Raw genomic sequence first — 12611 nt, 5'->3', positions numbered from 1 at the left:
TAAAATGACAAGGACAGTGAAAAGAGAAATTACAGAACAAAGGAAAAAAACAATCCCATATTTTGATTATAGTCTGGTCGCAATTCTTATATGCCTTGTATGTTTCGGGCTGGTAATGTTATACAGCACCAGTGCATACAGTTCCATGAAGATCACCGGACAGAAAAGCAGTATATTTTATTTGAAGAAACAGATAATTTTCTGTCTGGCTGGTTTTTTTGTGATGTGGTTCATCTGCCGCTTTATTGATTACCACTGGTACATTAAGCGCGCAAAACTGCTATATTGGGTATCCATAATACTGATGGCACTTGTACAAAGCCCAATCGGAAAAGGAGCCAAGGGAGCCAAGAGATGGATCATGTTACCTGGAATCGGACAGTTTCAGCCATCGGAGGTTGCAAAGATTGCGGTGATACTATTTATCCCGGTAGTGATCTGCAAGCTTGGAAAGAAGATTAATACAAAAGAAGGATTTATCCATGTAATGGTCTGGGGACTGTTATCCGCAGCATGTGTATATTTTTTGACAGATAATTTAAGTACAGCGATTATCGTAATGGGCATCAGCATTATTATGATTTTTATTGTTCACCGGAAGACAAAGATCTTCTTTGCAGCTGCAGGTGGCGGTCTTGCAGCGATACTGGTGGGCGTGAAGATCTTGGGTATGGTACTTACGACAAGTAAGAGTTTCCGGATGCGACGGGTTCTTGTATGGCTGAATCCGGAAAATTATGCATCAGAAGGCGGATACCAGATCATGCAGGCGTTATATGCGATTGGTTCCGGAGGCTTTTTTGGAAAAGGTCTTGGAAACAGCGCACAGAAGACAATCATTCCGGAAGTGCAGAATGATATGATCCTTTCTATTATATGTGAAGAACTTGGCGTGTTTGGAGCAATTCTCGTTCTGACACTGTTTGGCTTATTATTATACCGTCTGCTGTTTATTGCACAGAATGCGCCGGATTTGTATGGTTCACTGATTGTGACGGGAATATTTGCTCACATGGCTTTACAGGTATTTTTAAATGTGGGAGTTGTGACAAATCTGATTCCGACAACAGGTATTACATTACCATTTATCAGTTATGGGGGAACAGCAATTCTGTTCCTTTCTATAGAAATGGGAATTGCGCTAAGTGTTTCAAAACAAATAAAAATAGAACAATAACGGAATAAAAGTCTTTCTTTTCCGATGTGAATGTGCTATGATATTAAACGTAGTATTAAAAACTACATTTAATGGAAATAAAAAGTTTACCGGGAGGAAGACATGAGTTATAAAATAGTTGTAGATAGTTGTGGTGAATTAACGGAAGAGATGAAACAGTCAGAGCATTTCGTGACCGCATCACTGGAGATAGAAGTAGATGGTTATCATATCATTGACGATGCAACATTTGATCAGAAGGATTTTTTGAGAAGAGTTGCAACGGCTCCGGAGTGTCCGAAGTCCTCCTGCCCATCACCGGAACGTTATATGGAGATGTATCACTGTGATGCTGAGCATGTATATGCAGTTACATTATCGGCTGAGCTGAGTGGTTCTTACAATAGTGCAGAGTTGGGGAAGAACCTTTATAAAGAAGAATATGGAGAGAAACAGATCCATGTATTTAATTCTAAGTCTGCTTCAGTTGGAGAGACTCTAATCGCACTGAAGATTGCAGAGTGTGAAGAAAAGCAGATGAGCTTTGAAGAGATTATTAAGACAGTGGATGCTTATATAGAAGAGCAGCACACGTATTTTGTACTGGAGACATTGGAGACATTGAAAAAGAACGGAAGACTGACTGGTATTAAAGCGATGATGGCAACTGCGCTTAATATCAAGCCGGTAATGGGTTCTACACCGATTGGAAGTATCTGTCAGCTGGGTCAGGGAAGAGGTATGAAGAAAGCAATCGAGAAGATGGTTGCGCAGGTGAAGAAAGATGCGATACGACCAGAAGAGAAGATTCTTGCGATTACACACTGCAATTGCCCGGAGCGTGCTGAAGACATGAAGAAAATGGTTCAGGAACAGATGAAGGTAAAAGACATCATCGTCCTGGATACGGCGGGGATCAGCAGTATGTATGCAGCAGACGGTGGAGTGATTCTGGTTGTCTAATCCGGAAAGGTGTGATAGAATAACGGTAGTTATTCGATAAGAAGGAGACAGATACCTGATGAGTCAGACCAAAGTTGATAATTATAAAGAAGAAAAAGCAAACCGGCGAAGATTACGCCGGAAGCACAGATTATATAATCTGATGCGCAAGTGTCTGGTAGTATTTGTAGGAGTGATCTTACTTGGCTGGATTACTTATTCGGCGCATCATACTTATGAAGCGAAGCAGTCAAGACCGGAAGTAGAGATTGATTACAGTGCTTTGCAGAATTTTCAGAGCAATCTGGATAAAGCAGAAGAATAAAATAAATAATAAGAATCAAAGAGAGTTGATGTTCAAAAGCGTAGGCTTGCGAGTGTCAACTCTCTTTATATGTATACGATGAGTCAAGTCACATTCTATGTTGATTTCACAAAAAACACACAAAAAAGGCTTGAAATCACTGAAAAAGTGTTTTACAATTAGTTCAAGTGGTAGAAAGTGGTGAGAAGTGGAGAAAAGTGGTGCGAAAGTGGTGGACCACTTTGGAAGAAGGTGAGTTCATTATGCTAAGGGGATTAAAAGGAGAATACAGTCATAACATAGACGCCAAAGGGCGACTGATCATTCCGGCTAAGTTCCGTGACGATTTAGGGGAGCATTTCGTCATAACAAAAGGAATGGAAAACTGCCTGTATGTATACCCGGAAGCAGAATGGATCGCTTTTGAAGAGAAACTGAACAACTTACCGACGACCACAGACAAAAAAGCCCGCGCATTTGCATATTTCTTCCAGGGAAGTGCAATTGACGGCGACCTTGACAAACAAGGCAGAACTCTTATTTCAGCCCCACTCAGAGACTTCGCCGGACTAGGAAAAGAAGTTGTATTTGTCGGCATGGGGAAGCGTGCCGAGATCTGGGATAAGGCAAAATGGGAAGCTAAGAATGCTGAGGTGGAAATGAATATTGAGGATATTGCATCCGATATGGAAGCAAGCGGGTTCAGTATCTAGAGGGAGAAGATATGGAATTCGTACACAAATCAGTATTATTGAAAGAAACAATTGATGGATTAAAGATTAAACCGGACGGTATCTATGTAGATGGAACGCTCGGTGGAGGCGGACATGCCAGTGAAGTGGCAAGACGTCTCAGTGACAAGGGGAGTATTATAGGAATAGACCAGGATGCCGCTGCAATTGAAGCAGCCGGGATCCGCTTAAAAGACTTCGGAGAGAAAGTCACAATAGTAAGAAGTAACTATTGTGATATGAAGTCACAGCTAGGTAAGTTAGGCATTGACAAGGTCGATGGGATCGTGCTCGATCTGGGCGTATCATCTTATCAGTTAGATACGGCAGAGCGGGGATTCTCTTATCGCGAAGATGCACCTCTCGATATGCGGATGGACAGACGTCAGAAGATGACAGCGAGAGACATCGTCAATGACTATGAAGAACGGGAACTTTATCGTGTGATCCGTGATTATGGCGAAGATAAGTTTGCCAAGAACATTGCAAAGCATATTGTGGCTGCGCGTCAGAAAGCACCGATTGAGACAACGGGACAACTGACAGAGATCATACGTGCATCAATCCCGATGAAGTTTCAGAAGAAGTCCGGACATCCGGCAAAAAGAACCTTCCAGGCAATTCGTATTGAATTGAACCAGGAGCTGGAAGTGCTAAAAAATTCATTGGACGCTATGATTGATTTGTTGAATCCAGGGGGCAGACTGTGCATCATTACATTCCACTCACTGGAAGATCGGATCGTGAAAAGTGCATTTCGTAAGAATGAAAATCCATGCACATGTCCAAGCGATTTTCCTGTATGTGTATGCGGGAAAATATCAAAAGGGAGTATTATCACTAGAAAACCAATCCTTCCGAGCAAGGAAGAGATGGAAGAAAACAGTCGTGCAAAGAGCGCAAAGCTTCGTATTTTTGAGCGGAGCTGACACATGAGTATGTAATAATTAAAAGTGGGAAAGGGGTGAGCGCGCATGGCATACAGACAGATGACAACAAGAAGAAGACAGAATGTACAAAGAGCGTCTTATGTTTACGGTAATGTTGTAAGACAACCGGCATACGAACCGGAAAGACGCGCGCAGGAACCCAAAAAGAAAAGGGCAAGCAGACAGGTAAAGAAAAACCGCAGACAGGCTCTGCGAATGAACCGAGGATATGTTGTATTCATGGCGGTTGCAGCAATCGCCATGCTGCTTGTATGTATCAAGTATGTTAATTTACAGTCAGCAAATATGAGCCACGCAAAAAAGATTTCAGCGATGGAAGAAGAACTGGCAACTCTGAAAGAAGAGAATACGACCAGATACAATGCAATCGTGGATTCTGTGAATCTGGACGAAGTGCGTAAAAAGGCTAAGAAAGACCTTGGCATGGTAGATGCTTCCGATTCTCAGGTCGTGGAATATAAAAAACCTTCTCTGGATTATGTAAAGCAATATGAAAGCATTCCAAAGGAAGGTGCACTTACAAAAGTACAGACGAAAAAAAGTAAATAACAGGTGAAGAAATAAATGGCAAGAAGAAAGAGAAATCCTTTTAAAAGGAAATTTAATAAGGCCATGCAAAAAAAGCTAGTCATGCTCTTTATGGGATTTGTACTGGCTTTTGTTTTTCTTGCAGGCCGGATTACTTATATTAATGCATCAAATGGTGACAAATATACAAAAGTGGTGCTGGACCAGCAACAGTATGACAGCCGTACAATCCCGTTTAAACGGGGAGATATCGTAGACCGTAATGGGACCAAGATGGCGACAAGTGAACGTATTTATAATGTTATTCTGGATATGAAGGCAATGCTCAGTAAGGACGATTATATAGAACCGACCATTGAAGCGTTGAAGAAATATTTTGATATTAAGGAAGAAGATATCCGAAAACTGATGAAGACCAACCCGTCCGGGCGTTATAACGTTCTGAAAAAAGGAATCGGCTATAAAGAAGCGAAAAAATTCAACATAATGAAGAACAGTGAGAAGTATTCGAATGTACAGGGAATCTGGCTTGAGGAAGATTATGAACGGAAATATCCGTATAACTCACTGGCAAGCGATACACTTGGGTTTACCGTAGATGGAAACATAGGAAGCAATGGAATTGAAGCATCTTATAACGAAGTCCTGAATGGTACGGATGGAAGAGAATATGGCTATCAGGATACAACCTCTACTTTTGAACAGACCGTAAAAGAGCCGGTCAATGGAAAGACAGTTGTCTCTACAATTGATTTGCAGGTACAGAGTATAGTGGAGAAGCATATTCTGGCGTTTAATAAAAAACATCAGAATGAAGCAAGAAAAGGAACCGGAAGTGAGGATACGGCAGTCATTGTAATGAATCCAAATAACGGAGAGATTCTTGCGGAAGCATCTTATCCGAATTACAATTTGAATAAGCCGAGAGATCTGTCAGCATATTATACAAAAAATGAACTTGCAAAGATGACGGATAAAGAGAAGATCGAGACACTTAACGCGCTGTGGAAGAATTTTTGTGTGACAGATACTTATGAACCAGGATCAACAATCAAACCATTTACGGTTGCAACGGGACTGGAACTGGGTGTATTGACAGGAAATGAAAGTTATAACTGTACCGGTGTACTCAGAGTAGGCGGACACGATATCCACTGCAGTCACCGTAATGGACATGGAATGCAGACACTTAAGCAGACACTTGAAAATTCCTGTAACGTTGCAATGATGCGGATCGGCGCGCAGATCGGGAAAGACGAATTCAGCCGTTATCAAAAGCTGTTTGGATTTGGCACATCGACGGGCATAGATCTTCCGGGTGAGGCAAGTACAGAAGGCCTTTTGTATTCACCGGAGAAAATGGATTCTGCCAGTCTTGCAACTAATGCTTTTGGACAGAATTTCAACGTAACAATGACACAGCTTGCAGCTTCATTCAGTTCTCTGATCAATGGCGGCAGTTATTACAGACCGCATGTTGTAAGACAGATCAAAGATGAAAATGGAAATGTGACAGAGAGCAAGGACCCGGTGCTTGTACGGAAAACGATTTCCCAGGAGACCTGCGATGTAGTGAAAGATTACATGCGCGGGGTAGTTACAAACGGAACCGGAAAGACGGCAGCCGTTAAGGGATACGATGTGGGCGGAAAGACTGGTACAGCGGAGAAACTCCCAAGAAGGAATGGAAAATATCTTGTATCTTTTATCGGATATGCACCGCAGAAAAATCCGCAGGTTGTTGTCTATGTTGTGATCAATGAACCAAACGTCAGTGACCAGGCGAATAGCGGACTGGCAACCCAGCTCTCAGCAGATATTATGAAAGAGATTCTTCCGTATCTGGGAGTGGAAAAAATCTCAGACAGTAAGAATTAACAGAATAACCTTACATAAGCAGTAATAGATTATTACAAAGCTTGTGTGAGGTTTTTTTGTTTGAAGAACAGAACATATAATAAGAAGAAAATATTTTTTGTATTCTCCTGCGCGCTCATCCTGCTTATTCTGTTGTTCGGAAGACTTGCGTGGCTGATGATCTTCCGCGCAGAAGAATATCAGAAGAAAGCACAGCAGTTACATGAAAGAGAGCGCGATATTAAAGCTGCAAGAGGAGAAATCATTGACCGGAATGGAAAAATCCTTGCAACAAACCGGACAGTCTGCACAATTTCTGTAATACACAGTCAGCTGAAAGATTCGGAAAAGGTGATTAAAATATTGACAAAAACACTTCACATGGAAGAAGCGCAGGTGAGAAAAAAAGTGAAAAAAATATCATCTATGGAGAGGATTGCGTCAAATGTAGAGAAAAAGACGGGAGATAAGATTCGAAATCTTGGGCTGGATGGTGTTAAGGTAGACGAAGATTTTAAACGATATTATCCTTATGGAAAACTTGCATCAAAAGTTCTTGGATTTACAGGAGGGGATAATCAGGGAATCATTGGCCTGGAAGTGCAGTATGAAGATTATTTAAAAGGGATAAATGGGCAGATTTTGACAATCACAGATGCGAGAGGAATAGAACTGGACGAAGAAGCAGAAGGACGAAAAGAACCGGTAAAAGGCGACACACTGAAAATTAGTCTGGATGCAAATCTTCAAAAATATGCAGAGCAGATGGCAGAAAAAGTCATGGAAGAAAAACAGGCGGAAAAAGTTGCAATACTGCTTATGAATCCGCAGAATGGAGAAATATTTGCAATGGTTAATGTACCGGAATTTGATCTGAATGATCCTTTTTCGCTTCCAGGTGAAGAAAAGAAAAATCTGACACCGGAAGAAGAACAGGATGCACTTAACAGGATGTGGCGTAATGAATGTATCAGTGATACATATGAGCCGGGTTCTACATTTAAGATCATTACGGCATCGGCGTGCCTGGAAGAAGGAGTGGTAAAGCTTTCGGATCATTTTCATTGCCCGGGTTATAAAGTTGTGGAAGACCGGAAAATCCGCTGCCATAAAGTGGGAGGACACGGTGCGGAAAATTTTGTGGAAGGGATTCAGAATTCCTGTAATCCGGTATTTATTGACATTGGACTCAGACTTGGAGTAAATGATTTCTATAAATATTTCCAGAAGTTTGGACTGCTTTCACCAACCGGTGTGGATCTGCCGGGAGAAGCTGGAACAATCCTGCATAAGAAAAATCGTGTAGGACAGGTAGAACTTGCAACTATGAGTTTTGGACAGTCTTTTCAGGTTACACCGATGCAGATGGCAGCAACGGTCAGTTCTCTTATAAATGGAGGAAAGAGAATTACACCTCATTTTGGAGTAGAAGTTACAGATTCGGAGAAAAAGAAGACGGAAGTCTTTTCTTATGGAAGAAAGAAGAGAATTCTCTCGGCGAAGACTTCAGAGACCATGCAGGAACTGCTGGAAGGAGTAGTGGCAAAAGGCTCTGGGAAAAAGGCATATGTAAAAGGATATCATATTGGGGGCAAAACAGCGACTTCCCAGACTTTGCCAAGAAGTGCCGGAAAATATATTTCTTCCTTTATAGGATTAGCTCCGGCAGAAAACCCACAGGTTCTGGGCATGTGTGTGATCTATAATCCGAAAGGGATCTATTACGGGGGAACGATTGCAGCTCCGGTGATCGGAAACATTTTTCGGGAGACATTCCCGTATCTTGGCATTGAAAAAGAGTAGGAAATGAAGTATACTAGGTTCGTCGAGGACTTAACAGTCTGACAAAAAGATAAAAGAGGTGGATTATGAATTATACAGTATTTATGCCGGTATTGATTGCCTTTGCATTCAGTGCGATTCTGGGACCGATCATTATTCCGGTACTGCGAAAATTGAAGATGAATCAGACAGAGAGGGAAGATGGTGTGAAGTCCCATCTGAAGAAGGCAGGGACCCCGTCCATGGGTGGAGTGATCATCCTTTTGAGTGTGGTACTTACTTCAATCTTTTATATCAAAGATTATCCGAAGATCATCCCAATCCTGTTTGTGACAGTTGGCTTTGGTCTGATCGGTTTTCTGGATGATTATCTGAAAGTTGTGATGAAGCGTTCCGATGGTCTATATCCAAAACAGAAGATGGCATTACAGATCGTAGTTACTGCAATCTTCGCATTTTATGTGGTAAAATTCACGGATGTATCTCTGAAAATGCTCATTCCGTTCTCCGGAGGAAAATATCTGGATATCGGATGGCTGGCAATTGTCCTGATGTTTTTCGCTGTGATCGGCACAGTAAACGGTGTCAATTTCACTGACGGTCTGGATGGACTGGCATCCAGCGTAACCGTTCTTGTTGCAACATTTTTTACGGTTGTTGCGATCGGAACGAAAAGTGGAATCGAACCTGTAACATGTGCAGTTGTTGGTGCGCTGCTTGGATTTTTATTATTTAATGTATATCCGGCAAGTGTATTTATGGGAGATACAGGATCTCTTGCCCTTGGCGGTTTTGTGGCTTCAACAGCTTATATGCTTCAGATGCCGATCTTCATCCTGATCGTAGGACTGATCTATCTGGTAGAAGTATTATCGGTTATGATCCAAGTCACATATTTTAAGAAAACCGGAGGAAAACGTATTTTTAAAATGGCGCCGATCCATCATCATTTTGAGCTGTGTGGATGGTCAGAAACGCGTGTGGTCGCAGTATTTTCAATTATTACGGCTCTGTTGTGTCTCGTAGCGCTTATGGCAATGTAGGAGGAGAAAATGGAAGTAACAGGAAAGAAAGTACTGGTATTCGGTTCCGGTATCAGCGGAATCGGAGCTGTAAAATTATTGGAAGATCATGGAGCAGAGGTTATTCTTTACGATGGAAATGACAAGTTGGATAAAGTTGCTATGAAAGAACAGCTTGGGGATGGAGTAAAAGCAGAGATTATCCTTGGTGAATTTCCGGAGAAACTGATTGATACATTAGATATTGCAGTGTTGAGCCCAGGAGTACCAACAGACCTTCCGGTTGTAAATGCAATGCGTGATAAGAAGGTTGCTGTGATCGGTGAAGTAGAGCTTGCTTATGCATTTGGAAAAGGTGATGTGCTAGCAATTACCGGTACGAACGGTAAGACGACAACAACAACGCTTCTCGGTGAGATCATGAAAGCATACAAAGAGCATACATATGTTGTAGGTAATATCGGTAATCCGTATACTGTGGCAGCAAGACAGATGGAAGAAGATGCAGTTGCAGTTGCAGAGATGAGCAGTTTCCAGCTTGAGAGCATCGTAACATTCCGTCCGAAGGTCAGCGCGATCCTTAACTTTACACCGGATCATCTGAATCGTCATCACACGATGGAAGCATATGTGAATGCAAAGAAGAATATTGCAAAGAACCAGACAGCAGAAGATTACTGTATCCTGAACTACGAGGACGAGAGAACGAGAGAGTTCGGAGAACATATAGATGCACAGGTGATCTATTTCAGCAGCAGACAGAAGTTGGAAAAAGGAATATATCTGGATAACGGGAATATGATTTATAAGAACCCGGAAGAAGTGCTTGTATGCAATGTAGATGAATTACAGCTTCTCGGTATGCACAATTATGAGAATTATATGGCGGCTGTTGCGATGGCAGCAGTATATGGTGTGCCGATGGATATTATCCGCAAAGTGATCCGTGCATTTAAAGGTGTAGAACATCGTATCGAATATGTAACAGAAAAGAACGGTGTTGTTTATTATAATGATTCCAAAGGAACCAATCCAGATGCTGCGATCAAAGGAATCCAGGCAATGAACCGCAGAACGGTGCTGCTTGGCGGAGGATATGACAAAGGCTCCGAGTTTACAGAGTGGATCAATGCATTTGATGGAAAGGTTAAGAAACTGATCCTGATTGGCGCAACGAAGGAAAAGATTGCTGCAGATGCAGAAAAATGTGGTTTCCATGATTATGTGTTTGCAGATACTTTTGAAGAGGCAGTCCTTCTTGCAGCAAAGACAGCCGAGAGTGGAGAGGCAGTGCTTCTGTCACCGGCATGTGCAAGTTGGGGAATGTTCCCGAATTATGAAGTACGTGGAGATGAATTTAAAAGAATTGTAAATTCCTTATAAGGAGTGCAAAATAGTTTGACCACGTTCAAGGTAAGAGTGAAAAAATATGATCTGACACTGCTGGTTGTGCTGATGCTTTTAATTCTGGCGGGACTTGTGATCCTGTACAGTACAAGTGTCTATAATGGCGAAGTGAAGTTTCACGATGCCATGTACTATCTGAAAAAGCAATTATTTGCAACAGCACTGGGACTGGCGGTGATGTATCTGGTAGCAGGTATTGATTATCATATCTGGAAATATGCTGCTGTAGCTGGCTATGTGGGAGCGGTGGCTCTTTCCGTTTTAGTCCTTTTAGCAGGAGAAGAATACAATGGGTCCAAAAGATGGTTGTCTTTGGGCCCTTTTTCGTTTCAGCCTTCTGAATATGCCAAGGTCGCACTGATTTTATTTCTTGCATGGATGGTAAATAAAAATGCTAAGAAAATAGAGAAGATTACAATATTATTCAAGGTACTGTTCTGTATCCTGCCAATTGTAGGGCTGGTCGGAGCAAGTAATCTGAGTACAGCGATCATCATTCTTGGAATCGGAGTGATTCTTGTATTTGTGGCAAGTCCGAAATATGTACAGTTCATCTGGATGGGAGTGATCGGGACAGGATTTATGACGGTATTTCTCATGCTTGAGAGCTATCGCCTGGAGCGCCTTCTAATCTGGCGTAATCCAGAGCAGTTTGCCAAAGGATATCAGACAGTGCAGGGACTGTATGCAATCGGTTCCGGAGGACTGTTCGGCAGAGGGCTTGGCAGAGGAATCCAGAAACTTGGGTTTGTTCCGGAGGCGCAGAATGACATGATTTTTTCTATCATTTGTGAGGAATTTGGGCTGGCAGGCGCCGGCTTTTTGATTTTTTTATTTTTACTGTTATTGTGGCGCTTTTTTGTGATTGCGGTGCATGCGAAGGATCTGTTTGGCGCGCTGATCGTGACGGGTGTGATGGCACATCTGATGATTCAGGTCATACTGAATATCGCTGTTGTCACCAATGCGATTCCAAATACAGGGATTACATTGCCGTTTGTCAGCTATGGGGGAACGTCGATCGTGTTTCTTCTTGCAGAAATGGGACTTGTGCTGAATGTGTCAACAATGGTAAGATAAAAAAAGCGAAAAGAGCTTTTAGGAGGCAGACAGATGGAAAGAGAAAGAAATGCAAGGCGCAGAAAGAACGCAAAGAAAAAGAAACAGGCGCAGAGAATCTATGCACTGGTTGTTCTGATAAGCGGACTTGCGATTATTATAATGACGGTCCTGCTTTTGTTTCATATACAGAGGATTGAAGTAAAAGGAAATGAATACTGTTCGGACAGGGAAGTGGCAGAGAGCATAAAAAGTGGCAGGCTTTCTACAAATTCCCTGTATCTGGTATTACAGTATGGGATGGGAAAAGGAAACGTGCTCCCGTGTTTTGAAAGTATGCAGGTATCTATGAAAAATCCATGGACCGTGCAGATCCGTGTAAAGGAAAAGACAATTGTTGCCGGTATGAAAGAGGGAGAACAGTATGTTTATTTTGATTCAGAAGGACTTGTTGTAGATAAAAGTGCCGTAAAAAAAATGGTGCCTCTTGTAGAAGGCATCACGTTGACTTCCAGTGGTGAGTACAAGGTATTGGAATGTGCAGATGCAAAACTTTTTTCGGAAGTACTGGATGCGTGCCGGGAATTACAGAATTATAATCTGTCAGTGGACAAGATTACCTGCAGGAATGACAGGATCTATTTGCGGATCGCAAATGTAAAAGTAAATCTTGGAGAGAGCATTTCCGCAGAGAAGATTGCACAGATCCCGCCAATTATCGAAAAACTGGGCGGGCAGGAAGGAACTCTGCATTTGGAAAATTACGCTGACGGGCAGGAAACGATCACATTTGAAAAAGCAAAAAAATCAAAATAAAAATAAGAAAAATTCCGCAATTCTATTGATATTTTATACAAAAGCCTATATTATATA

At 42.0% G+C, this 12611-nt stretch carries 12 protein-coding genes; all 12 read left to right on the top strand.

The features are described 5' to 3' along the window. Positions 1-4: 4 nt before the first annotated feature. Positions 5-1177: an FtsW/RodA/SpoVE family cell cycle protein gene (locus DWY31_RS04225; RefSeq protein ID WP_118287816.1), complete on the top strand. Its 1173-nt coding sequence runs from the start codon at positions 5-7 to the stop codon at positions 1175-1177. A 102-nt stretch (positions 1178-1279) separates the two neighbouring features. Further along, entirely contained in the window at positions 1280-2119 is an 840-nt protein-coding gene (locus DWY31_RS04220; protein WP_118519618.1) for a DegV family protein, read from the top strand. A 58-nt stretch (positions 2120-2177) separates the two neighbouring features. Beyond that, positions 2178-2423, top strand: a complete 246-nt coding sequence (locus tag DWY31_RS04215) for a hypothetical protein (protein WP_118519617.1) — start codon at positions 2178-2180, stop codon at positions 2421-2423. A 242-nt stretch (positions 2424-2665) separates the two neighbouring features. Then, positions 2666-3115, top strand: coding sequence for a division/cell wall cluster transcriptional repressor MraZ (gene mraZ, locus DWY31_RS04210; protein WP_117538353.1), 450 nt, complete (start codon positions 2666-2668; stop codon positions 3113-3115). Positions 3116-3126: 11 nt separating this feature from the next. Then, a complete protein-coding gene (gene rsmH, locus DWY31_RS04205) occupies positions 3127-4062 on the top strand; it encodes a 16S rRNA (cytosine(1402)-N(4))-methyltransferase RsmH (protein WP_118287818.1) in 936 nt (311 codons plus the stop codon). A 45-nt stretch (positions 4063-4107) separates the two neighbouring features. Continuing rightward, positions 4108-4632, top strand: a complete 525-nt coding sequence (locus DWY31_RS04200) for a hypothetical protein (protein ID WP_118519616.1) — start codon at positions 4108-4110, stop codon at positions 4630-4632. A gap of 63 nt (positions 4633-4695) precedes the next feature. Beyond that, a complete protein-coding gene (locus DWY31_RS04195) occupies positions 4696-6489 on the top strand; it encodes a penicillin-binding protein 2 (RefSeq protein WP_330411915.1) in 1794 nt (597 codons plus the stop codon). A 60-nt stretch (positions 6490-6549) separates the two neighbouring features. Continuing rightward, the gene (locus tag DWY31_RS04190) at positions 6550-8271 is read left to right on the top strand and encodes a peptidoglycan D,D-transpeptidase FtsI family protein (protein WP_118519615.1); all 1722 of its coding nucleotides are present in this window, start codon (positions 6550-6552) and stop codon (positions 8269-8271) included. Positions 8272-8336: 65 nt separating this feature from the next. Beyond that, positions 8337-9293 carry a phospho-N-acetylmuramoyl-pentapeptide-transferase gene (mraY, locus tag DWY31_RS04185; protein WP_021861572.1) on the top strand — a complete coding sequence of 319 codons (957 nt, stop codon included), beginning with the start codon at positions 8337-8339 and terminating at the stop codon, positions 9291-9293. A 9-nt stretch (positions 9294-9302) separates the two neighbouring features. Beyond that, a complete protein-coding gene (gene murD, locus DWY31_RS04180) occupies positions 9303-10655 on the top strand; it encodes a UDP-N-acetylmuramoyl-L-alanine--D-glutamate ligase (RefSeq protein WP_021861571.1) in 1353 nt (450 codons plus the stop codon). Between the two features lie 15 nt (positions 10656-10670). After that, positions 10671-11759: an FtsW/RodA/SpoVE family cell cycle protein gene (locus tag DWY31_RS04175; RefSeq protein WP_279220057.1), complete on the top strand. Its 1089-nt coding sequence runs from the start codon at positions 10671-10673 to the stop codon at positions 11757-11759. A 33-nt stretch (positions 11760-11792) separates the two neighbouring features. Then, the gene (locus DWY31_RS04170) at positions 11793-12554 is read left to right on the top strand and encodes a cell division protein FtsQ/DivIB (protein WP_021861569.1); all 762 of its coding nucleotides are present in this window, start codon (positions 11793-11795) and stop codon (positions 12552-12554) included. The last annotated feature ends 57 nt before the right edge of the window (positions 12555-12611 follow it).

This window comes from Dorea sp. AF24-7LB, from assembly GCF_003478575.1.
In the GTDB taxonomy this organism is placed as follows: Bacteria; Bacillota; Clostridia; order Lachnospirales; family Lachnospiraceae; genus Dorea_D; species Dorea_D hominis.
This window is presented reverse-complemented; position numbering and strand designations above follow the sequence as displayed.